The following is a 22,471-nucleotide window of genomic DNA, read 5'->3' on the forward strand; positions in this document are numbered from 1 at the left end:
TGGCTTTGCTTCACACCGATCGAAACGGCAACGACTTCGTCAGCCTTGCCCGCTTCTTTCAGGCGGATCGCCTCTTCAACCGCAATCTCGTCGAACGGGTTCATCGACATCTTTACATTGGCGAGATCAACACCGCTTCCGTCCGCCTTAACGCGAACCTTAACGTTGTAGTCAATCACGCGCTTGACAGGCACAAGTACCTTCATCGCGTTCTCCTTTGGTTAAGTAACTTCGACTTCTTGAGTAATACCCTGCGCCAGCATTGCTGCCGGGGACAGGATTTGGTCCAATTGTTCCGCAGACAAAAGGCTGCTTTCACTGGCAACTTCTCGAATGGAACGACCGGTCGCCAGTGCTTGTTTGGCGATCTTGGCGGCTGCGTCATATCCAAGATGCGGCGCAAGTGCCGTGGCCAGAACAAGGCTGTTGTCCAGCAGCGCGGCGCAGCGGCCGGCATCCGCACGAATGCCAGTCACACATTTTTCAGTCAACACATCGACCGCATTGATCATGATTTTAAGGGATTTCAGGAGATTGTAGGCGACAACGGGCTCCATCGCGTTCAACTGCAATTGTCCCGCTTCGGCCGCCATTGTAATCGTCAGGTCATTACCGATAACCTGATAGCAAACCTGATTTACAACTTCGGGAATAACCGGGTTCACCTTGCCCGGCATGATAGACGAACCGGCTTGCACGGCGGGTAGAATGATTTCTCCAAACCCAGCACGAGGACCGGAGGACAGCAGGCGCAGGTCGTTGCACATCTTTGACAGTTTGACCGCAACCCGTTTCAGTATGCCCGAGAAGGTGACAAAACCACCCAGGTCCGAGGACGCCTCGATCAGGTCACTGGCTTGTTTGAGGTCAAAGCCCGAAAGCCCGGACAGATGCGCCACGGCGCGCTTGTCGTATCCGGCTTCGGCATTAACACGTGTACCGATGGCAGTACCGCCCAGATTGATCTCGGTCAGCAGGCTGCCCACCTCGCGGATACGATCGATGTCTTCGCCAACGGTAACGGCAAAGGATTTGAATTCAGCCCCCAAAGACATGGGAACAGCGTCCTGCAACTGCGTGCGACCTACCTTGGCGACGCCTGCAAAGGCTTCGGCACGCTCTTCCAGTGCTGACTGCAGCCGTTCCAGCGCTTGTGACAGGGGTGCTGCATGGAACAATACGGCCAACCGAATGGCTGTCGGGTATACATCATTGGTGGACTGGCCGTGATTGACATCGTCGTTGGGGTGCAAATGTGCATATTCCCCCGGGGCGTGCCCCAGATTGCCCAAGGCAAGGTTGGCGATGACCTCGTTGGCATTCATATTGGTTGAGGTGCCCGCGCCGCCCTGGATCATATCGACGACAAAATGATCGTGATGCTGCCCCTGAACGATTTCGTCGCAGACCTCGACAATGGCCTGCGCCTTTGCCGAATCTATGCCTCCGATCTCGGCATTTGCTTTGGCGGCGGCGCTTTTGACCATGGCCAGGGCAACAATAATGCTGGGAAACTCGGCCAGCGGGACACCTGTGATTGGAAAATTACGGCGCGCCCGTTCGGTCTGAATGCCGTAGTAGCAGCTCACAGGCAAATCGACGCTTCCGATTGAGTCCGACTCGGTTCGGTGTTGGGGCATGAATTTTCGCTTCGACAAAAGGTGAATTTGCAATGATGCTTACAAGATGGGTGTTTTGATCTAAAGTCGGTCTTTCCTTTGCACTGATTAGGACGTGGCGAAGCAGGCGCAGAATCGGCCGGTAGAAGTGTGGGAAACAATTCCACTCATCCGCAGGGCGAAACCACTGAAAATGCCTGCAGTTCCTTAAAAGGTTAGGCTGAGCCTAATGTTTGATGAGGAAGTCAGTTATTCAGAGGACAGCCTCCCCCGTATATAGCTGTTTGAAACTTCGCGATGCTCAGGGAGGCGCATTTGTCTAGCAAAGAACAAATCGCGATTGACGTACGGGATGCGGTAAAACGCTATGGCGACTTTACGGCGCTAAAGACAATCTCGCTGTCAATCAAGGACAATGAATTTTTCACGCTATTGGGTCCGTCTGGCTGCGGCAAGACCACCCTGTTGCGGATGATTGCCGGTTTTGAGGATGTGACCGAAGGCGCAATCTTCCTGTATGGCGATGAAATTGAGAACCTGCCGCCGAACAAGCGGCCGGTGAACACGGTTTTCCAGAACTATGCCCTGTTTCCGCATATGACCATTCTGGACAATGTGGCCTTTGGGCTTGAGATGCGGGGTGCCGGAAAATCCGAGGCGCGCAAGAAGGCGGGTGAAATGCTGGAACTGGTCCAGCTAACCCAGTTCTCGACGCGCAAACCAAGCCAGCTGTCTGGTGGACAGCAACAGCGCGTTGCACTTGCCCGCGCCCTTGCCCCACAGCCTAAGGTTCTGCTGCTGGACGAGCCGTTGTCGGCGCTCGACCTGAAGCTGCGCAAGGCGATGCAGCTGGAACTGAAGCACTTGCAGCGTGAGACGGGGATTACCTTTATCTTCGTCACGCACGACCAGGAAGAAGCGTTGACCATGTCCGACCGTATCGCGGTCATGTCAGCAGGTGAATTGCAACAACTGGGTGCGCCAACGGATATCTATGAACGTCCGCACAACATGTTTGTGGCCGACTTCATCGGTGAGACGAACCTTCTGGAAGTCTCGGTCGACAACATCGAAAACGGCCGGGCCATTTGCCATTTGGGCGGCGGGCACGAGTTAACCTGCAATGAGGTCGAAGGCGTCGGCGTTGGCTCGAAGGTGCATTTGTCGATCCGCCCCGAGCGTCTGTTCATGTCGGACACGCCTGCCGAAGGTGAAAGCCTGAAAGGTAGCGTTAAAGAGAACATTTTCGTCGGCACCGACATCACCACTATCGTGGACTTGCAGGACGGCCCTGATTTCGTCGTGCGCACGTCAAACTCGGATCGCGGCAACAAGCGAATCTTTGAGCCCGGTACCGAGATGTTCGTTAACATGGAGCTGGGGGCCGCGCGCCTCTTGGTGGACTGATGGCAGCAGGTGCAGCAAGCGGCGGCAGCGCAACGACAGACACGTATAAGGAAGTACGCACGTGGTTACTGTTACCCGCCTGGGTGACGCTGGCCATTCTGGTTCTGGCCCCTGTGTTCATGATGCTGATCTACTCTTTCCTGACGAAAGAGTTTCGTGGCGGTGTGATCTGGGAATTCAGTCTTGCGGCTTACGATCAGTTCTTCTTTGACCGGGGATTGTTCGGGGATGATCCGGCCAAGATCGAATGGACCTATATCCTGATCTTCTGGCGGTCGATCTGGCAGGCGGGGGCGGCAACGATCCTGAGCCTGGCGATTGGGTTCCCGACGGCCTATTTCATCGCGACGCGTCCCGAAAAATCGCGCGCGCTGTGGGTGTTCCTGATCACCATCCCTTATTGGGTGAACCTGCTGATCCGGACCGTTTCGATGAAGTTCCTGCTGCGGGATCAAGGCCCTCTGAATGATTTTCTGATCAATATCGGCCTGATCGACAGCCCGATCCATATCGTGAATACCAACTTTGCCGTGCAGCTGGGCCTGTTCTATTCCTACCTGCCCTTCATGGTGTTGCCGATCTATGCGGCGGTCGAGCGCTATAACTTCTCGCTCTCCGAGGCGGCGGCGGACCTGTATGCATCCAAGGCGACGACCTTGCGGCGCATCCTGCTGCCGACGGTAAAACCGGGTGTGATTGCGGGCTGTATCCTTGTGTTTGTTCCCTCCATGGGTTCGTTCCTTGCGCCCGATCTTCTTGGTGGTGCCAAGAACTTCATGATCGGATCGCTGATCGAAGAGCAGTTCAAAGGCAATGCCGGGAACTGGCCGTTTGGTGCGGCAGCCTCAATGGTCCTGATGACCATGGTGCTGATCCTATTGATGTTCTACGCGCGTCAACAGGCCCGGTCAGAGAAAGCGGGAGGGTAAGATCATGGCGACTGCAAAATCTGCTAAGTTTGACATCAAGTCGTATACAGGCTTCAAAGCGATCACCATGCTGTGTCTGTTTGTTCTGTACGCGCCGCTGGTTGTTGTAACGATCTACAGCTTCAACTCTTCGGTGTCGCTGACCAATTGGGAAGGTGTGTCCTTCCGCTGGTACGTGGATGTGTTCACTGGCCCGGAAAGCGGCAAGTTCAAGGCGGCGGCGCTCAACAGCCTGATCATTGCGATTTCGGCGGCAACCATGGCGACCGCAATTGCCACCTTGGCGGCCACAGGCATGGTGAGGGGCGGTAAGTTCAAGCTGCGCGCGGTCTCTTTTGGCCTGATCAGCCTGCCCCTGATGGTGCCGGAAATCGTCACCGCTGTTGCGACCCTGATCTTTTTCAACGCAATCAGCTTTGAACGTGGCATCATGACCATCCTGCTGGCCCATACTGCCTTCTGCATTCCCTTCGCTTACCTGCCGATCTCGGCCCGGATGCAGGGGATTGAGGACAGCTATGAACAGGCGGCGATGGACCTGTATGCCAATAAACGTCAGGCGTTTACCAAGATCCTGATGCCCCTGATGATGCCCGGCATCATCTCCGGCTTCATTCTGGCCTTTATCGTGTCGTTGGATGATTTCATCATCACCAACTTCGTCAAAGGCGCGGGCGTAGAAACCTTGCCCACGGCGATCTTCGGGTCGGTCAAGCAAGGCATCAAACCCAATATCATGGCAATCTCGACCATGCTGCTGGGCGTGTCTATCCTGATGGTCACAATCAGCTACTTCGTCAGCAAAGCTGACAATACAAAATAACCAACAGATGGAGAAAACAATGAAAAATCTGATGAAAACCAGCGTTGCGGCGTTTGCCCTGACGATTGGCGCAAATGCTGCCGCAGCCGAAGGCGAACTGGTCCTGTATCACTGGTTCGAGTACATTCCGCAGGACCTTCTGGACAAGTTCACCGAAGAAACCGGTGTCGAAGTCACAATGGACACCTATGACGGCAACGAAGCCATGCTGGCGACGCTCAAGGCCGGTGCAATCGGGACTTATGACCTAGCCGTGCCCAGCGATTACATGGTGTCGATCATGGCCGGTGAAGGCATGCTGGATACCATCGCGGATGGCGAGCTGAAAAACAAAGGTAACATTGAACCGGAATGGGCCGACCCCAGCTTTGACCCCGGTCGCAAACATTCGATCCCGTATCAGTGGGGTTCGACAGCATTCTCGGTTGATACGGCTGTGTATAGCGGTGACATCAATACCACCGACCTCATCTTCAACCCGCCAGCAGAGCTGTCGGGCCGGATCAACGTGGTAGATTCCCAAGGTGACGTGCTTGCGCTTGCATCCCTTCACATGGGCATTCCGCAATGCTCGACCGATCGGGATCAGTTGAAGGCCCTCAACGAAATGGTGCAGGGCGCTAAAGCGCATTGGGCTTCGTTCAACTCGGATACCGCAAAGGAAGTTCTGGTTGCTGGCGACGTAACTGTCGGCATGATCTATGATGGGTTCGCCGCCAAAGCACGGAGCGAACGTGAGTCCTTGCAATACGCCTTCCCAACACAAGGTTACATTGCGTGGATGGACAGTGTGGTTCTGCTCAAGGATGCACCAAACCGCGATAATGCTTTGAAATTCATGGACTTCCTGTTGGAGCCGGAAAACATCGCAGCTGTATCGAACTTTGCGCGCTACAACAACGGCGTCAGCGGTTCGTCAGAGTTCCTTGATCAGGATCTGGTGACACAGCCAGAAAGCAACCCACATGACGCAGCCGGTACACCGGTTTTTGTTGAGGTTTGCGACGAAGAAACTCAGGCGGTCTATGATCAAATCTGGACCAACCTGAAGAAGTAAACACTTCGGAATGGCCGGGGATCAGTCCTGATCTCCGGCCCTTTTTTTCTCTAGGGAACCGCAGCATGGAAACCATCTATTCCGAAAAGCACAAATTAAGAGACGCACAAACAGAGCTTTATGGTGGCCAGCTTGTGTATCCGCATGAACGCCCCAGCCGCGCCGAATATGTGCTGAATCGCGTGAAAGACTCCGAACTTGGCGCTGTGACATCGCCTGAGGATTTTGGGATGGACCCAATCCTGGCGGTTCACCAACCTGATTTTGTTTCCTTTCTTCAGACCGTCTGGGACGAGTGGAAGGCCGCCGGAATGAAAGGCGAGGCCATTCCAACCACGTGGCCTGCGCGCCGGATGGTGCAAAAGTGCCCAAATTTCATTGACGGCAAACTGGGGTATTACTCCCTCGCCTGCGAGACCAGCATTTCAGAGGGCACATGGGAAGCGGCCTATGCCAGCGCACAGGTTGCGCTGACGGGGGCCAAGCGTCTCAACGATGGGGCAAAAGGGGTGTTTTCCCTATGCCGCCCGCCTGGCCATCATGCCACCACCGATCTGTATGGTGGGTTCTGTTTCCTGAACAACGCGGGCATTGCGGCACAGGAGACTTTGAACAACGGGGCCAAGCGCGTGGCGATTGTGGATGTCGATTTCCATCACGGCAATGGCTCGCAAGACATGTTCTATCAGCGCGATGATGTGCTGTTTATCTCGTTGCATGGCGACCCAATGGAGGCCTTCCCACATTTTCTTGGGCATGCCGACGAAAAAGGCGAGGGCGCAGGTGAAGGGTTCAACTTCAATTATCCGTTGCAACCCGGCACACCGTTCTCTGCCTGGAGAGAGGCACTGGCAGACGCTTTGAATAAGGTGAAGGAATTTGGTGCGGAGGCACTGATAATTTCTCTGGGTGTTGATACGTTTGAAAACGATCCCATCAGTTTTTTCAAACTCGCCTCGGATGATTTTATCACCTACGGCGAAGACATCGCGAAACTTGGCCTGCCGACCCATTTTGTCATGGAGGGCGGCTACGATGTTGATGAAATTGGCATCAACACAGTAAATGTTTTGCAAGGGTTTGAAGGTGGGTAACCTTGGACTTGGTAGAGAATTGTTTCAGCTTTAGACCAACCTGAAAAAGCAAGCGTTCTCTTGCAAGCTCTGAAAATACCCGGTCTGCCCCAATCTTCTGAGGCAGACCTTTTTGTTTCGAATAGGACATTTGATTTGCACAAAGTACTGATCAGGCCGGGAGGGCTCCATGAAAAGGATAAAAGATGAACTGCGGACCGTCGCGAATATCAAGACAGACGGGTTCGTTCCATTCCTGAGCGAAGACGGTGAGATGGATGGCGAAGTCCTGCAGGTCAATGGCGGCAAAACGGGCTATGGGTTTCACGTCTATCGTATGTTGCCAGGGCAACGGACGATCCCTCACCGCCATGTCGGAGACGAAGAGTTTTTTGTTCTGGAAGGCGATCTGAGGGATCATGACGGGTATGAATACAAACCCGGTGATCTGGTCTGCCTGAAAGCAGGCAGCGAGCATTACTCGATTTCCGACAACGGGTGCCTGCTGGTGGTCTATCTGCGTGGTGTCGACGGGTTTTGATCAACGCGAAAGCAGCCGCCCTGCCCCGCACTGACGACACCGGCAGGTCTATTCCTGCGCACCAATACTGTTGAGCAACAGCAGGAACAACTCGCGTTCGGTGGTGATGTCGAGCTTTCGATAGATGCTTTTGCGGTGGTTTTTGACGGTTCCGACGGCAATGCCAAGTTGCTGAGCGATCGAGGCAGACGGAAAGCCGCGCAACGCCAGATGACAAATTGAAACTTCACGTTGGGTCAGCCGGTCGCAGAACAAATGTTCCACAACCTCGGACAGTACCAGCGAAGAAGAGGCCATGGGGCGTTGCACGACAAAAGTGATGCGCCCGTTCGGGGCGGGCGGGAAATCTGCGCCCAGATGTTCGGAAATGACGTGAACATTGCCGACAACACGCGGATCACCCGGTTGGTCCTGCCGCGCCAGTTTGACCGCATCAGACAGGGCAATGCTTTGCCCGACCAGTTGTTGCCAGGTGTTGCTGACATAGCTTTCTTTACCGTTGCTGTCATCGATCGCAAAGCACTCAAAATCTGGAAACCCGGACTCGAGGAATTGGCTTTCGCCCAGTGCGTTCAGAATCAGCCTTTGGTTCAGGTCGTGCAGTGCCCTGATTGTCGGAAACAGGCCTTGTAAGGTGCGCAGTTCATCCTGGTGAAATGGCGTGTCGCGCATAAAGAAATAGTTGTCGACCGCACCGCCGATTTTTGAGCAGAGCAGAGCGATTTCGTCGGCCATCCCGGTTTGGGGCTGGAACCGCAGAACGTAGTCCTGCGCATTTTCCCCAATGCGCCCCTCGGTTTTCCTGAGATCCGACAGGTGCAGAACGCCTGCTGATCCCTGTTCCCGCCAGTGCCGAAAGAATGGGTCAAACCGGTACGCGCCCGCCATGTACAGCTCGACCTCTTCGTCGGGCACATGATCGCTGAGCAGGTAGTGAGGAACACTATAGCGCGAATACTGCAAAACCCCGCTGCGATCTGCGCCGAGAAACGCGACCAGAGATTCGCGCAAAGCCATCTGAAATTGCCCCGACCCACACGCTTGTACGGCTTGGGAAAAGTCAGGCAAAGCAGTCATTTCACGCAGGTCCTGTTGAGGTCTTGTCATAATGCATATCCGGCATGTCCCTTTAGGGACACTATGCCCGTTGGTCCCGGTCGTTAGGATAATTCCGATCATATTGCCTGTCAGACCCCGAGCCAAGCCAAGGTTCGGTTGGGAAACAGCAAGCTACAAAAAAGCCAGGGAGACCAGCCATGCCAAGAGATCCGCGTTACGACGTTCTGTTCGAACCCGTCAAGATTGGTCCGGTGACAGCCAAGAACCGCTTCTATCAGGTCCCCCATTGCTCTGGCACATCCGACAACGCGCCTGATGCCAATACGCGCATGCGCGAGATGAAGGCCGAAGGTGGCTGGGGCGTGGTCTGTACCGAGATTGCCGAGATCGCCAACTCCACCGAATTCTGGCCATTCCCCTCGCTGCACTTGTGGAATGACGCGGACATCAAGCGAATCTCGCGCATGCCCGAAGCCGTTCATCGGCACGGGGCACTGGCTGGGGTAGAGCTGGGGCATGTCGGTCTTGCGGCGGGCAACCGAGCGTCTCGTACCCCACCTATGGGGCCGACTTCGCGCTTGACGTTGGAATCGGTGGAACCGTTCCAGTCCAAAATGATGGACAAGCATGATATCAAGATGGTTCGCGAACAGCATATCGCTGCTGCTGTGCGCGCCAAGAAAGCAGGTTTTGATATCGTCTATGCCTATGCCGCGCACGGTTTGTCGATCTTCAGCCAGTTCCTGCAGCCCAGCTATAACACCCGTACCGACGAATACGGTGGCAGCCTGGAAAACCGGGCACGGCTGCTGCGCGAAGTTCTGGAAGGCATGAAAGACGCCATCGGCGACACCTGCGCCGTCGCGTTCCGTTTTGGCGTCAACGAAATTGACGGGGACATGGTTCAAGGTGAAGAACTGGTCGAGATGCTGAAAGACATTCCCGATCTTTGGGATGTGAACATCAGCGACTGGCCCGAAGACAGTCAGACCTCGCGGTTCTCGAACGAAGGTTTTCAGGAACAGCAGATCGCCTTTGTAAAAGGTATGGTGAACAAACCTGTGGTCAGCGTGGGTCGCTTTACCTCGCCCGATACAATGCTGAGCCAAGTCAAGCGCGGTGTTCTGGATCTGGTCGGCGCAGCCCGCCCGTCGATTGCAGACCCGTTCATCCCGACCAAGATTGACGAGGGCCGTGTTGACGATATCCGCGAATGTATCGGCTGCAACATCTGCGCCTCGGGCGAGCTGTCTTATGCGCCGATGCGCTGCACACAGAACCCAACGATCATGGACGAATACCGCCGCAGTTGGCACCCTGAAAAGGTGCCGCCGAAGGGGTCAGACGACAACATCCTAATTGTTGGTGGTGGCCCCGCCGGTCTGGAATGCGCCAACATCCTGTCCAAGCGCGGATATGAAGTGACCGTGGCTGATGCCCGCGAAGAACTGGGCGGCCGCGTCAAACGTGAATCGAACCTGCCCGGCCTGTCCGAATGGATCCGGGTTGCCGATTATCGCCTCTATGCCCTTCAGCAATTGGGTAACGTGAACCTCTACACGGAATCCCCGTTGGAAGCAGACGATATTCTGGAGTTTGGGATGGAGCATGTGGTGCTGGCCACTGGTGCAACCTGGCGCCGGGATGGTTTGGGTCGTTTCAGCCCGACACCGGTGCTGAACGGGGATGAGGCCAACGTTCTGACGCCGGATGACATCATGGATGGAGTCGAGGTCAAAGACGGCCCCGTGGTGATCTATGATGAGGATGGGGCCTATATCGGCAACGTTATCGCCGAAAAACTGGTCAAGGATGGTCATGACGTCACCTATGTGATCCCCGCCGCCGAGGTTGCGCCCTATTTGGCGCTGACAATGGAACAGCACAAAGTGATCGCCCGTCTGATGGAACTTGGCGTTCGGATCGAACGTCTGAAGATGCTGAAAGCGGTTCATGCGGACAAGATCGAATTTGCCTGTATTCACGGCGGCGAAGGGTTGGAACTGCCGTTGAGAACAGCTGTGGTTCTGACGGCCAAAAATCCCAACGATCAGGTGTATCAGGACCTGATGGCACGCGAAGCCGACTGGGCCGAGGCTGGCATCAAATCCGTAAGCCGGATCGGTGACTGCGAGGCCCCCTCGATCATCGCGTTTGCCGTTCATGCCGGCCATCGCTGGGCCCGAGAGCTGGATGATGCAGAACCCCCACGCGCACCGCAGTTCCTGCCGATGCCGCTTGCTTAAAAAGGAACAAACACAATGACGTTGAAACCGATCCCAATGCTGTCTGACCCCGAAGCCGGGTTTGAGCCTTCAAACATGGTGGCAGAGCAGGATTTCACATCGGACGACAAATCCGAAAAAGGCCACTTGTTTTTTCATGATGAAAAGGCAGGCGTGACCGCCGGTGTATGGGAAGTTGCCCCAAGTAAAGAGAATTTCGACGCCTATCCGGGCAACGAAATGATCAAGATCCTGTCGGGCGAACTGATACTCACCAGCCCTGATGGAACCGCGCAGACCTATGTGGCCGGCGATGTGTTCTTCCTGCCCAAAGGCACACCCTGCGTTTGGGAGGTCACCAAGACACTCAGAAAGTTCTACATGGTGGTTGCATAAAACAGCACGCCCGGAAGAACACAGCAATGTTCGCCCGGGCAGCCAAATTGAAACGGCAAGATCCCCGTGTACGCGAACCACGCAGGATCTTGCTGAGTTGATTTCCGTCCAGACTAGAGGAAACGCGCAAATGGCAGTTTCGGGACCCAAGCATAGGGCTCCGAGAATGCCCTGTTTCTCTGGTTCTCAAATGAGGAGCCAAATATGAGCGAACAACATCAAATTGACAGGCTCAAGGCCTCGGAGGGATGGCTGAAAGGCATGCACCCGGGTATGAGCCTTGCCGCCAAAGGCATGATATTGTCGGTGGTGGTTTTCACCGTCTACAATGTCGAGTTTGCGAACGGGATATACACCGCTCTCAAAGATTTCATCATCACCACGCTGAACTGGTATTACATTTCAATCGTGACGGTTGTCTTGTTTTTTGTCATTTGGCTGATGTTCTCAAAGTTCGGCAGCCTGCGTCTGGGCAAGGACGATGAAAAACCCGAGTTTTCAAACTTTGCCTGGTTTTCAATGCTGTTCAGCGCCGGTTTGGGGCTGAGTATCCTGTATTGGGGCGTTGCCGAGCCAATACTGCACATTCAGGGCAACCCATTTCTGGATGCCAATGGGATCGAGCCCCTGACAGCCGAAGCTGCGGTTGTGGCAATGCGGATCACCGTGTTCCATGGCGGCATTCATGGTTGGAGTCTGTATGTTCTGGTTGGCCTCACATTGGGGTACTTCTCCTATCGCCGTGGGCTACCCCTGGCGTTCCGTTCCGTTCTGTATCCGATGATCGGTGACCGGATCTATGGCGGATATGGTCATGCTGTTGACTTGATCGCGGTCTTTGGCACCGTGTTTGGTCTTGCGACTTCGTTGGGTCTTGGGATGGCGTCGATCAACGCAGGGTTCGACACACTGTTTGGCATTGGATTCAACACCACGAACCAACTGCTGCTGATTGCAGCAATCAGCGTTTTGGGTACTGTTTCTGCAGTGTCAGGGGTTGGTCGCGGCGTCAAGATCTTGAGCGAGATCAACATCTGGCTGAGCGCCGTTTTCCTGGCGGTGATCCTGTTCGGCGGGGCAACCAGCTATATCCTCAGCCTGTGGATCAGCGGCATCGGCGACTACATCGCAACAGTCATCCCGATGGGCCTGTGGCTGGACTCCGATCCCGAGCGTGACTGGCAAAGCTGGTGGACCATCTTTTACTGGGGATGGTGGATCGCGTGGTGCCCGTTTGTCGGTTTGTTTGTCGCCCGCATCTCGCGTGGACGCACCATCCGTGAATTCGTCATAGGTGTTCTGCTGGCTCCGACCATGTTGCTGATGTTCTGGTTCTGCGTGCTGGGCGGTCAGGCCATGTATGCCGAGTTGTATGGCGCCGGTGGTCTGGTTGAGGTGGTCAATCAGGATTACAGCCTTGGCCTGTTCAAGGCGATCGAGTCGCTGGACTGGCGGTGGGCGGTATTCCCGCTAAGCGTTCTGACAACATTCCTGCTGATCAGCTGGTTCATCACCTCGTCGGACTCGGGCACGCTTGTGGTCTGCACAATCCTGTCCTTGGGCGACAGCCATCCGCCAAAGTTCTTCCGGATTTTCTGGGGTCTCGGTGTTGGCCTAGTGGCTGCGGTTCTCATGCTGGCCGGTGGTCTTGATGCCTTGCAGACAGCAGTCATTGCGGCGGGCCTTCCGGTGTCCTTTATCCTGATCGCCATGATGGTCGGCTTGGTCAAATCGCTGAATCAGGAGGTCACCGACGAGGGTGAAAACACGGTTCAGCAAACCTGATCGCTGATAGGTCGGCTGAAACATTCAGCCCAACATACAACAACAAACACCCGCGCCTTGGGTAGCAAGGCACGGGTGTTTGTGATCTTCTGGAACCTCAGACAAAGGGTTTCAAGATATTGCATGACAAGCATACCCTCGTTGATCGTCTCAGCCACGCAGTGGATGTTGTCGGGACAAATAATTTTCATCCCGTGTTGTGCAAGGGATTAAGCCTGTCGTCCGGCTGGGATGCGCGCATGGTCATGCGGTATTCAAAATCCGCGCGACCAGAGTATTTGTGGTCTGAAAACGTTCCCGATTCTGATGCAAAGGACTACCTGTCCAAATTCTACCGTCTCGACCCATTCTTCGCGTATTGGCGGGGGCATGATCAGGCGACAGTTCTACGCATGTCGGACACACCCCCGTCCCGGAGGCGGCAGAGCAACTATTTCCGCGTGTTTCAGCGTATGACCGGCTATCGCGATGGGCTGGGAGTTTTTCTGCCAATGGCTGGAAGTGACGCCATTGCGATCTGCTACGAATGTCATGACCCGGTGCCAGACAGCGTCGTCAGGCTGTATTCCCGTCTGTTGCCGATCCTGCAGAGCCTGCAATCACTTCATGATCGCCTGATGGGCGAAACAGCCCCACAAGACACGGCGCAGGCTATTCAGGCCGATCCCCCGGCAGATATCGACCAAATCGCTGATACGTTTCTGGAGGGGCAACTGACCCCGCGCGAGCGCGAGATCGTCCTGATGGCGATTGAGGGTACATCCGCACCGGACATAGCCGATCAGATGGAGCTGTCCGAAGGCACAGTGCGCAACCATCGTAAGCGGTTGTACAAGAAGCTGAATATCTTTTCTGAGCGTGAGTTGCTGGCGCTTTATATACGGCATTTGACGAACGCGCTTTAACTGGGCGTATCAGGGCAATGGTCAGAAATTGGACCATTGTCTGCATCGAACCGGCCTTACTAATCTGGACCACAAGACAGGTTAGACTCTTCAAGGTTGGACAAAGAACGCCATGCATACTGCTGATACAATCCTTACCGCGCGGCCCCGACGACGGGGTAATGCCCGGGCTGCAAAACTGGCAGCGCGGAACAGTAATGCGGAACCGACAGCATCCGTCGTCAAAAGCGGTCAAGCCGGGGGAAAGCTGTCGCCCTTGTCGCGGTCCGACATCGCGCGCATTTATGACACCGCCCTTGATCTTTTGGAAAACATCGGGATGGCTGATGCGACGCCCGAAGTCACCGAACTGGCGGTGATGGCCGGATGCCACGTAGACGACACTGGCCGCCTGCGACTGCCGCGCGCGTTGGTCGAGGATGTGATAGCTGGCGCCGCACGGGAATACACAATTCACGGGCGCGATCCAAAACACGATCTGCAGATTGGTAAGGACCGGGTTCACTTTTCGACCTGCGGTGAGGCGGTGCAGACCCTTGATCTGGGCACACGCGACTATCGTCCTTCGTCGCTGCGTGATGTCTATGACTTTGCGCGTCTGGCCGATGCACTGGAACATATTCACATGTTCGCCCAGACCGTCATTTCCAACGAACTGAGCGAAGATGTCCTTCTGCACGATACCAACGTAGCTTATGCGCTACTGAGTGCGACGACCAAACACGCCTCGATGGCGGTCATGGATGCATGCAGCGTCGATGATGTATTCGCCATCGCCCATATGTTTGCAGGTGGGGAAGAGGCGTTTCGCAAACGGCCCTTCTTTTCCGTGGGTCAATGCCCGGTGGTTTCTCCACTGAAGTATGGCGTCGAGAACAGCGACGCTTTGGTCAAAGCCATCAAATACGGCGCCCCGGTTGAATTTGCGGTGGTGCCACAATCGGGGGCAACTGGTCCGGCGGCGCTGGCCGGAAACCTGGCGCTGTCGACGGCCGAAGCACTTGCCGGGTTGGTTCTGGTCAATCTTGTGAGCAAAGGGCATCCGGCCAGCGTCGGCAACTGGCCGTTCGTATCCGACCTGCGCACCGGTGCCTTTTCCGGGGGCAGCGGAGAAGAGGCGATCATGGCTGCCGCCGCTGCGCAGATCATCAATTTCCTCGACCTGCCCAGCCACACGGCGGCGGGCATGTCCGACAGCAAGCTGCCCGATGCGCAGGCCGGCTATGAAAAGGCATTGGCCAATACTCTGGCCGGGATGAGCGGATGCAATCTAATCTACGAATCCGCTGGTATGCTAGGCAGCCTGATGTGCTGCTCGTTCGAGGCGATGGTGATCGACAATGACATGCTGGGTTCAATCCAGCGGTCGCTGAGAGGGATCGAAGTTACGGACGAAACCCTATCCTTTGAGGTGATCAAAGAGGCAGCGTTGGGTCCGGGCCATTTTCTGGGCAATCAGCAAACGCTGGAGTTGATGGAAACGGAATACCTGTATCCCAAAATCGCCAACCGCGAGACATATGATCAGTGGCATTCAAGCGGGGCCAAAACCACCCGTGAGGCGGCCGCCGATATTGCCAAAGAGATCCTGGAAAACCATTTCCCGGTGGATGTCGCCCCGGATCTCGATGCTGCGGTGCGCGCCCGCTACGATATCCGGCTGACTGCCGAGGTGATGCGGCCGGGCCCCCGTATGTAATCCGATCACCCGAAAGGTTTTGATATGAACGTACAGGTTACTTTGAGGCCGAGTGAGAGCCGGTCGTTCTTGTTTTTGGTGGCCGACGGGTTTTCGATGCATAGCCTTTCAAGTGCGACTGCGCCCCTGTCTGCTCTCAATCAGATGACAGGCAGAAAGCACTATAATTGGTCACTTGTCTCAGAGCAGGGAGGACCCGTACACAGTGCCTGCGGATTGAAGGTAGACACGGGTGAATTGGACAAGCCGATAACACCGCCTGCTGGTCTGTTTGTGTGCGATGGACTGAATGGCTCGGAGTTTTACAGTCCGAGGACGATCAAATGCCTGCGCATGCATGCGGCGGGCGGCGGTATTGTGGGCAGTTTTGGAAATGGCGGCTATGCGTTGGCTCAGGCCGGGTTGCTGCGTGGTAAGCGGTTCACTGTCCATTGGACAAACCAGGGCGCATTGACCGAGAACTATCCGCTGCTAGAGGCGACGGATAAGGTCTTTGAAATTGACCAGAAAGTGCTGACCTGCGCCGGTGGCCTTGCCGCCATGGACTTGATGCTTGCCGTGGTCGGACGCGATTTCAGCATCACCATGGCCAGCCAGATTGCCGAACTGTGCCTGTATTCAAGCCCAAGAACGGAACGCGATACACAGCGCGCGCCGCTGAGCGCAGTTCTGGATACCCGCAACCGGATTTTGATCAACACCGTCCAGCAGATGCGAAACAATCTGGAATTTCCGCTGGATCTTGACGAGGTTGCCGAAGCCGAGGGCGTGTCGCGCCGCCAGTTGGAGCGCCTGTTTCGAAAGTTCCTGCGCAGGTCGCCCGGGCAGTATTACAAGGAATTGCGGCTGCACCACGCACGCAGCTTGCTGCATGAAACCGATCTGACAGTGGCTGAGATCGCCTTTGCGTGCGGCTACAATTCGATTTCGTCCTTTGGAAAGAACTTTCGCAGCCACTTCGCCAGCGGGCCAAGCGCATACCGTGGTGTTTCGCGTTCGCATGACTGCCACAGCCATCATACACACCAAATGGAGGAAACATCATGAAGCCAACTGTCACAGCCTTAGCGGTTGCTGCCGTCCTATGCCTAAGCGCCCATACCGCCGTGGCCGAGGAAAAACTGGCGCTCTACAACTGGTTTGAATACATGCCTCAGGAATTGCTGGACAAGTTTTCCACAGAGACCGGCATAACTGTCACGATGGATACCTATGACGCGAACGAGGCCCTTCTGGCGTCTTTGAAAGCCGGTGGTCTGGGCAGTTATGATCTGGCAGTCCCCAGCGATTACATGGTCAAGATCATGGTCGGCGATGGGCTGCTGGACACCATTCAGGATGGTGAGCTTGCCAACCGCGACAACATACTGGACGAGTGGATGGACGTCTCCTTCGATCCGAGCCGCGCGCATTCGGTGCCGTATCAGTGGGGTTCAACTTCGTTTTCCGTGAACCGCGACGATTATCAGGGCGACATCAACACAACGGATATTCTGTTCAATCCGCCCGCCGAGTTGCAGGGTCGGATCAACATCATCGATGCGCAGGGCGACGTTCTGGCCATGGCCTCGATGCATCTGGGCATTCCGCAATGCACGACGGACCGAGATCAACTCAAGGCGCTGAACGATTTGTTGCAAGGGGCCAAACAGCACTGGACCTCATTCAATTCGGACACAGCGAAAGAAGTTCTGGTTGCTGGCGATGTATCCGCAGGCATGATCTATGATGGCTTTAACGTAAAAGCCCGCGAGGAAGGTGCAAATCTGGAATACGCCTTCCCGCAGCAGGGCTATATCTTGTGGGCTGACAGCATCGTGTTGCTCAAGGACGCGCCCAATCGCGAGAACGCGTTGAAATTCCTTGATTTCATGCTGGAACCCGAAAATGTTGCCACATTGACGAACTGGACCCAATACAAGGGTGCCGTCAAAGGACTGGGAGATCATCTGGATCCCGCACTTGCCAGCCAACCCGAGGCCAATCCGCCCGCCGATGCACCGATGGGGTCATTCGTCGAGGTCTGCGACGAAGAGGTTCAGCTTGTCTATGATCAGATCTGGACCAATCTGAAGAAATAATCTGGCCGCAAAAAGCCCGACAGTGAACAAAAAAGACGGCGTTGATCAGGGTAAAGCATCAACGCCGTTTTCGCATCACAAAGGTCTGGACCAGCCTTTAAGTCTTGGCTGCCCTTTGACGCAAATTGCGCCAGATCGCCAGAAAGGCGATCAGTAGAAACATGACCTCGATCACAAGTGCGCCAAGGTTCGGGCGGTGAATGAGGGAAATCAACACCAGCACCCCACCTGCGATGTTGCAGGAGTTGAACCCTATTTTGTCGGCGGGCAGAACGTTGCGGGTTGCAAGATAATATGCACCCACGATGATAACCGATCCCAGCAGACCAATGCCGTCGGGTATGGTGAATTCCTGAAGAAAATCCATTGCGCGCCTCAGTGACTCAGGTCTTCGAGGATGCGATCCATCATCGCGTCGCAGGATGCCAGTTGGCTCAGCTCAAGATATTCGTCGGGCTTGTGCCCCTGATTCTCCATCGACCCCGGACCACACACAACGGTTGGAATGCCCAGCTCGTTGAAGAATCCGGCTTCGGTGCCAAACGCCACCTTGGTTGTTGCGTTGCTTTGCGCCAGCTTCTGGGCGTAGGCAATCACAGACTCAGTCTCGGGCACATCCAGCCCGGGATAGGCATTGTATTGCTCGACCTCGACGCGCGCCTCAGGGAACATGTCACGATAGGCTACACTGACCCGGTTTGCGGCACTCTGAATCTGATCCAGGATGTCCTTGCCGCGATCCGAGGCGAGATGCCGGTACTCGAATGTCAGCTCTGCCCGATCCGGTACAATGTTCAGCGCCCTGCCCCCAGACATCATACCCACATGGAACGTTGTATAGGGCACTGAATAGGCAAGATCTGTATTGCCGCTGTCCGCATAGATCTTTTGCAAAGCCCGCAGTTCCGACACGAAATCGGTCGCAAGGTGCAGCGCGTTTGCGAATTTGGGGGCAAGGGCCGAGTGACCGCTTTGGCCATGGCAGACGGCCCGCAAAGCTGCCTTGCCCTTGTGGCCAACAGCCACCTGCATTTCGGTCGGCTCACCCACAAAACAGGCGCGCGGCTGACCCAGCATCGGGGCCAGTCGGCCCAGCATCTGCTGAATGCCGACGCAGCCGACTTCTTCGTCATAAGACAGTGCGATCTTGAGTGGTTCGCGCAACTCTGATCCAGCGGCTCGGTCGGCCAACGCCAGAACAGACGCTACATACCCCTTCATGTCGGTGGTGCCCCGCCCATAGACGCGGTTGCCTTCCTGCGTCAGGCGAAAGGGATCTTTGGTCCAGCTTTGCCCTTCGACGGGCACAACATCGGTGTGGGCCGATAAAAGAACGCCATCACCGGCGGGCCCTTTTTCTGCGTAAAGCCCAGTCTTTTCCCCACCGGGATCGGTGATCCGGTGAACCTCAAACCCCCGCAGCTGCAGGAATTCTTCGACATAAGTGGCCAGTTCCAGATTGGAATTCTTGCTGACCGTATCAAAGCCGATCAGCTTTTCCAGAATATCTAAAGTAGATGTCATGCGTATACACTCTGCTATCCGGTTTGAGGCAAACCGCCTCGACTTCAGGGAACAAGCTTTCAGGTCAGAAACACCAGAACACGCGGTGTTCAGCTAGGCCTGACAAAAGAGTATACGATGACCCGGAAACATAAATCCGTGAATTACGAAGCAAGGATTAGGAAATCTCGAAGCGCTTTAGTCGGGTTCTTGCGAACAAAGACCCGGCAGCATCCCTGATGTCACGGCTTGTTCGCAATGCTTGATGAAGGCACCCATCGTGTTGGTCTCCTTCTCCATCCGCGTTTTCAGCAAGCCCAGCCGCATCGGTCTGACATTGCCGGATAACGGAATGAAAATCAGTTTTTTTCCATCCGGTGATAGAGAGTTCAGCGGGCGGATATTCACAATCGAGAACCCAAACCCGTTTGCAACCAAACTGCGCATCACGGACATATCCCTGGTGCGTTCTGCAATATTCGGTTTGATATTTGCTTCCTGAAAGAAAGACAGAAAGTACTCGCCGCTATAAGGCAGGTCCAGCAAGACCATGGGACTGTCCTTAAGATCATCTATTCTCAGCTCATGCTGGCCAGCCAGCGGATGGCCTTCGTTGACAACGACGTAAGGGGGCAAGGACTGAAGCGGACAGAATTCAAGGTCGGTGGGAATATCCAAATCGTAGGTCAATGCAACGTCCACTTCGGCCCGGCGGAGTTGACTGAAGATATCCGCCTGATTCAGCTCACGTTGTTCAATGCGGACATTCGGGTATGTGTCCTCGAATTCGCGGCGCAGGCCCGGAAGGATGATCTGCGCAAAGGTCATCAGGCACCCGACCGACAAGATGCCCTGAACTTTGCCGGTGATCTCTCCCGCAAGGGTGGTCAGCTGTTCGGCTTCTTTCAGGACAAATTCCGTGCGTTCCAGAAACTTGTGTCCGGCTTTGGTCAGTGACAAACCACGGGCGTGTTCCCGGACGAACAGGTTCAGGCCGAATTCGACCTCCAACTGCGTGATCGCCGCCGAAATCGACGGCGACGACACATTCAGTACGTCGCTTGCGGCGGATATACTGCCTGCCTTTCCGACAGCTACAAAATACTCAAGCTGGCGCAAAGTATATCTGAAAGGCAAAGGCGTATCTCCGCTATGGGCGGATCAAGCCTTGTACTTAATCCACGTGGTCTTGAGGGCAGTATACTTATCAAGCGAGTGCAAAGACAAATCCCTTCCGAAGCCGGACTGTTTCATACCGCCAAACGGTGTCTGGGCGGACAAGGCATCGACAGTGTTGACCGAAACGGTTCCCGCCATCAACTTGTCCGACACACGGCAGGCGCGCGACAGATTGTCGGTCCAGACCGATGCTGCGAGACCATAGATCGAATCGTTGGCCATCGTGATCACTTCGTCCTCGTTGTCGAACGGAATGACCGACAGGACGGGGCCAAAGATTTCGTCGCGGGCCAGCGGGTTGTCGTGGCTGACATCGTCGAAAATAGTCGGCTGAACGAAACAGCCTTTGCCGTCGACCGAGACCTGCTCACCACCGGCAACCAGATTGGCGCTTTTCTTACCTTCTTCAACAAAGCGCATGATGCCCTGGGTTTGCCGTTCGTTGACGATGGCCCCCATTTTTGAGGCCGGGTCCAACGGATCGCCCGGTTGTGTGGCCTGCGCGCGCGCGATCAGTTTTTCGACAAATGCGTCCTTGATCGAGCGTTCGACGTAAAGACGCGAATTGGCCGAGCACACCTCGCCCTGATTGAAGAAGATGCCAAATGCGGCCATGTCGGCGGCGGCATCCAGATCTTCGCAATCGGCAAAGACCAGATTGGGGCTTTTGCCGCCGGTTTCGGGCCACACCTGTTTCAGGTTCGACTGGCCGGAATACTGCATGAACATCTTGCCGATGCCGGTCGATCCGGTGAAAGTCAGACAATCGACATCCATGTGCAGACCCAGCGCTTTACCGGCGGTCACACCATATCCGGGAACCACGTTGAACACACCATCGGGGATGCCTGCCTCGGCGGCCAGTTCCGCCAATCGGAGGGCCGACAGGGGCGATTGCTCGGCCGGTTTCAGCACGAACGAGTTGCCTGCCGCCAGCGCCGCAGCACCTTTCCAGGTCGCCATGTCCAGCGGGAAGTTCCATGGTGTCACTGCGCCCACAACACCCAGCGGCACGCGTTTGACCAGCGCCAGGTCGCCGGGTCCGGTTGGGGCGACCTCGTCATATATCTTGTCGATGGCTTCGGCATACCACTGGAAGAAATGCGCCGAACCGGGGGCGTCCACGGTCACGGCATCGGTCACCAGCTTGCCCATGTCGAGGCTGTCCAGCAGCGCCATCTCTTCCAGATTGGCGCGGATCAAATCGGCCAGCTTGAGCATGACTGCCTTGCGGTCACCGGGGGCCATGCGCGACCAACGGCCGTCCTCAAACGCTGCGCGACCCGCAGCAACGGCGCGGTTGACGTCTTCTTCATCGCATTCGGCGACTTGGGCCAGAACCTCGCCGGTGGCGGGGTTGATGCAGTCAAATGTCTTGCCGGATGCGGCATCGACGAATTTTCCGTCGATGAATGCCTGATTGCGGAACGACAGGTCAGCCGCGCGGCTTTTCCAATCTTCGTGTGAATAGTCCAACATGGTGTCTCTCCCTGATTATTCGTCGCCCGGAACGCCGTAAGACGGGGCCTCGCGCGGATCCAGTGCGCGCTGGATGTAGGCGTCCAGCTGCGGTTTATATACGTCCCAGGCGGTCGCGATGTTTTCGATGGGGCAGTCTTCGGTCCAGTCGCAACGCAGATCAGCAACGGGCCAGCTGACCTTGTCGACAATCTTCATGCCCGCCGAATGCACCGGCCCGGCCTCGCCACCGGCGGCCAGCGCTGCGCGCATCGCCGCGATCAGGCGGTCGCCGATGTGGCCCGACGCCGAAAGAAATCCGTCAACGATGGCCTGCGGAACAGTGTCATTGGCCAGGAGGTTGCCGCCGGAAGCCACATTTTCGGTCTGAGCCTGCGTCCAGATACCCAGCGAATTGGGGCCGGAATGAATTGCGGTGCGCCCGGCCGTATCGACAGCCAGAACCTGACGGTATTCGATGAAACGGCCCTGCGCCTGAACCTCGGCAATCGCTTCGGGGGCGGATTTCCCTTGCTCCATCAGATCCAACGTGAGGGGACCAAGGCTGGGATCGGTGACGTTTTGGGATGCAACTGCGCCAACACCTGCCCGCGCAAAGGAACAGCGCGCAGCAACTGCGGGGGAAGAGGATGAAATTGCCAGGCCAAACATGCCGGTCTCGGCGCATCTGGCAACCAATGAGAATGTCATTCTGGTCTCCTGTAAAGACAA

21 protein-coding genes are annotated in these 22,471 nt (G+C 55.7%); 13 read left to right on the plus strand and 8 right to left on the minus strand.

Going from position 1 to position 22,471, the window contains the following annotated elements; translation table 11 throughout:
- Together HW561_RS21995 and HW561_RS22000 are read right to left on the minus strand one after the other, a co-directional pair.
- A partial coding sequence (locus tag HW561_RS21995) for an electron transfer flavoprotein subunit beta/FixA family protein (protein WP_408015409.1) occupies positions 1-206 on the minus strand: 206 nt, incomplete at its 3' end.
- Positions 207-221: 15 nt separating this feature from the next.
- The gene (locus HW561_RS22000; protein ID WP_176867502.1) at positions 222-1,640 is read right to left on the minus strand and encodes an aspartate ammonia-lyase; all 1,419 of its coding nucleotides are present in this window, start codon (positions 1,638-1,640) and stop codon (positions 222-224) included.
- A gap of 276 nt (positions 1,641-1,916) precedes the next feature.
- Here HW561_RS22000 and HW561_RS22005 point away from each other — a divergent pair, with 276 nt between their 5' ends.
- The 6 genes from HW561_RS22005 to HW561_RS22030 all read left to right on the plus strand — a co-directional run bounded on the left by HW561_RS22005 (position 1,917) and on the right by HW561_RS22030 (position 7,449).
- On the plus strand, positions 1,917-3,026 hold the full coding sequence (locus HW561_RS22005; RefSeq protein ID WP_176867503.1) for an ABC transporter ATP-binding protein: 1,110 nt from the start codon (positions 1,917-1,919) through the stop codon (positions 3,024-3,026).
- Positions 3,026-3,955, plus strand: a complete 930-nt coding sequence (locus tag HW561_RS22010; RefSeq protein ID WP_176867504.1) for an ABC transporter permease — start codon at positions 3,026-3,028, stop codon at positions 3,953-3,955. Before HW561_RS22005 ends, HW561_RS22010 begins: the two co-directional genes overlap by 1 nt.
- Positions 3,956-3,959: 4 nt before the next feature.
- Entirely contained in the window at positions 3,960-4,778 is an 819-nt protein-coding gene (locus tag HW561_RS22015; RefSeq protein ID WP_176867505.1) for an ABC transporter permease, read from the plus strand.
- A gap of 19 nt (positions 4,779-4,797) precedes the next feature.
- Entirely contained in the window at positions 4,798-5,835 is a 1,038-nt protein-coding gene (locus tag HW561_RS22020; protein ID WP_176867506.1) for an extracellular solute-binding protein, read from the plus strand.
- 65 nt (positions 5,836-5,900) lie between these two features.
- On the plus strand, positions 5,901-6,929 hold the full coding sequence (locus tag HW561_RS22025) for a histone deacetylase family protein (RefSeq protein WP_176867507.1): 1,029 nt from the start codon (positions 5,901-5,903) through the stop codon (positions 6,927-6,929).
- Positions 6,930-7,098: 169 nt separating this feature from the next.
- The gene (locus tag HW561_RS22030; RefSeq protein WP_176867508.1) at positions 7,099-7,449 is read left to right on the plus strand and encodes a cupin domain-containing protein; all 351 of its coding nucleotides are present in this window, start codon (positions 7,099-7,101) and stop codon (positions 7,447-7,449) included.
- A 48-nt stretch (positions 7,450-7,497) separates the two neighbouring features.
- Here the strand turns inward: HW561_RS22030 and HW561_RS23760 are convergent, their stop codons facing one another.
- Positions 7,498-8,556 carry a helix-turn-helix domain-containing protein gene (locus HW561_RS23760; protein ID WP_211198737.1) on the minus strand — a complete coding sequence of 353 codons (1,059 nt, stop codon included), beginning with the start codon at positions 8,554-8,556 and terminating at the stop codon, positions 7,498-7,500.
- Between the two features lie 149 nt (positions 8,557-8,705).
- Here HW561_RS23760 and HW561_RS22040 point away from each other — a divergent pair, with 149 nt between their 5' ends.
- The 7 genes from HW561_RS22040 (at position 8,706) to HW561_RS22070 (ending at position 17,599) form a co-directional block, all read left to right on the plus strand.
- Positions 8,706-10,754 carry an oxidoreductase gene (locus HW561_RS22040; protein WP_176867509.1) on the plus strand — a complete coding sequence of 683 codons (2,049 nt, stop codon included), beginning with the start codon at positions 8,706-8,708 and terminating at the stop codon, positions 10,752-10,754.
- A 15-nt stretch (positions 10,755-10,769) separates the two neighbouring features.
- Complete coding sequence (locus HW561_RS22045; RefSeq protein ID WP_176867510.1) at positions 10,770-11,129, plus strand: cupin domain-containing protein; 360 nt, start codon at positions 10,770-10,772, stop codon at positions 11,127-11,129.
- A gap of 204 nt (positions 11,130-11,333) precedes the next feature.
- Positions 11,334-12,914 carry a BCCT family transporter gene (locus HW561_RS22050; protein ID WP_176867511.1) on the plus strand — a complete coding sequence of 527 codons (1,581 nt, stop codon included), beginning with the start codon at positions 11,334-11,336 and terminating at the stop codon, positions 12,912-12,914.
- Positions 12,915-13,033: 119 nt separating this feature from the next.
- Complete coding sequence (locus HW561_RS22055; protein WP_176867512.1) at positions 13,034-13,819, plus strand: helix-turn-helix transcriptional regulator; 786 nt, start codon at positions 13,034-13,036, stop codon at positions 13,817-13,819.
- Positions 13,820-13,931: 112 nt separating this feature from the next.
- Entirely contained in the window at positions 13,932-15,518 is a 1,587-nt protein-coding gene (locus HW561_RS22060; RefSeq protein ID WP_176867513.1) for a trimethylamine methyltransferase family protein, read from the plus strand.
- 24 nt (positions 15,519-15,542) lie between these two features.
- Positions 15,543-16,565 carry a GlxA family transcriptional regulator gene (locus tag HW561_RS22065; RefSeq protein ID WP_268952782.1) on the plus strand — a complete coding sequence of 341 codons (1,023 nt, stop codon included), beginning with the start codon at positions 15,543-15,545 and terminating at the stop codon, positions 16,563-16,565.
- Positions 16,562-17,599: an extracellular solute-binding protein gene (locus HW561_RS22070; protein ID WP_176867515.1), complete on the plus strand. Its 1,038-nt coding sequence runs from the start codon at positions 16,562-16,564 to the stop codon at positions 17,597-17,599. The genes HW561_RS22065 and HW561_RS22070 overlap by 4 nt, the downstream gene beginning before the upstream one ends.
- A 97-nt stretch (positions 17,600-17,696) precedes the next feature.
- Here the strand turns inward: HW561_RS22070 and HW561_RS22075 are convergent, their stop codons facing one another.
- The 5 genes from HW561_RS22075 to HW561_RS22095 all read right to left on the minus strand — a co-directional run bounded on the left by HW561_RS22075 (position 17,697) and on the right by HW561_RS22095 (position 22,450).
- Positions 17,697-17,966, minus strand: a complete 270-nt coding sequence (locus tag HW561_RS22075) for a CBU_0592 family membrane protein (protein ID WP_176867516.1) — start codon at positions 17,964-17,966, stop codon at positions 17,697-17,699.
- Between the two features lie 8 nt (positions 17,967-17,974).
- Positions 17,975-19,123 carry an acetylornithine deacetylase gene (gene argE / locus HW561_RS22080; protein ID WP_176867517.1) on the minus strand — a complete coding sequence of 383 codons (1,149 nt, stop codon included), beginning with the start codon at positions 19,121-19,123 and terminating at the stop codon, positions 17,975-17,977.
- A gap of 177 nt (positions 19,124-19,300) precedes the next feature.
- Positions 19,301-20,239, minus strand: coding sequence for a LysR substrate-binding domain-containing protein (locus HW561_RS22085; protein WP_176867518.1), 939 nt, complete (start codon positions 20,237-20,239; stop codon positions 19,301-19,303).
- A gap of 24 nt (positions 20,240-20,263) precedes the next feature.
- A complete protein-coding gene (locus tag HW561_RS22090) occupies positions 20,264-21,760 on the minus strand; it encodes an aldehyde dehydrogenase (protein ID WP_176867519.1) in 1,497 nt (498 codons plus the stop codon).
- A 15-nt stretch (positions 21,761-21,775) separates the two neighbouring features.
- A complete protein-coding gene (locus HW561_RS22095; RefSeq protein ID WP_176867520.1) occupies positions 21,776-22,450 on the minus strand; it encodes a DUF1028 domain-containing protein in 675 nt (224 codons plus the stop codon).
- Between the last annotated feature and the right edge of the window lie 21 nt (positions 22,451-22,471).

The organism is Ruegeria haliotis, from assembly GCF_013377785.1.
Taxonomy (GTDB): Bacteria; Pseudomonadota; Alphaproteobacteria; order Rhodobacterales; family Rhodobacteraceae; genus Ruegeria; species Ruegeria haliotis.